This window comes from Allomuricauda sp. TY007, assembly GCF_010468565.1.
GTDB lineage: Bacteria > Bacteroidota > Bacteroidia > Flavobacteriales > Flavobacteriaceae > Flagellimonas.
Window position 1 is genome coordinate 1 of sequence record NZ_WUEG01000047.1, and the last position, 950, is coordinate 950.

The following is a 950-nucleotide window of genomic DNA, read 5'->3' on the forward strand; positions in this document are numbered from 1 at the left end:
AGATCAACGAGGACAGGGGCGTGTGCTTCTATTGCGGGCAGTGCAACCGTGCCTGCCAGGTGTACGCCGATTTCTCCGCGGGGACCTGCCTTATCTTCCCGGCACAGAAGAACGGTGGCCAGATCGACCTTTTCGTGAACTGTATGGTACGCGAGGTGACCACGGACGAGGAGGGCAGGGCCACGGGCGTATCCTACATCAACAAAGAAGATCGTAAAGAATATAAACTGAAGGGAAGGGTAGTGGTACTGGGTGCCTCGGCCTGCAGTTCGGCACGGATCCTGTTGAACTCCAAGAGCAAGCAGCACCCGAACGGGCTGGGCAACAGCAGCGATGTGGTGGGCAAGTACCTGCACGATTCCACGGGGGCCGATAGGGCCGCTTTTGTACCGGGGCTGATGAACCGAAAGGTATCCTATAACGAGGATGGAGTAGGCGGTATGCACGTGTACTCCCCTTGGTGGGGCGATAACTCCAAGCTCGATTTTCCGCGTGGCTACCACATCGAGGTGTGGGGCGGCATGGGAATGCCGAGCTATGGCTTCGGCTTCAACGTGAACGAGTTCAACAAGTTCTTCGGGACCAAGGTGGGCGGCTACGGTGACGTGCTGCGCAGCGATGCGAAGAAGTACTACGGGGCGGTAGTGGGCATGGCCGGAAGGGGCGAGTCCATCGCCCGGAAGGAGAACTACTGTGAGATCGACCCGACCACGGTGGACGAGTTTGGCATCCCGGTACTGAAGTTCCACTACAAATGGAGCCAGTTGGAGATCAACCAGGCGAGGCACATGCAGGATACCTTCGAGGAGATCTTGATCAATATGGGCGGTGAGCCCTTGGGGGACAAGCCGGGGAAGGAGACCAACTACGGGCTTCACAACCCTGGGCGGATCATCCACGAGGTGGGGACCACCCGGATGGGCAATGACCCGAGGACCTCTGTGACCAAC

At 58.6% G+C, this 950-nt stretch carries 1 protein-coding gene; it reads left to right on the forward strand.

Annotated elements, in window-relative coordinates:
* On the forward strand, positions 1-950 hold a 950-nt coding region (locus GO009_RS17360), incomplete at both ends, for a GMC family oxidoreductase N-terminal domain-containing protein (RefSeq protein ID WP_163627967.1).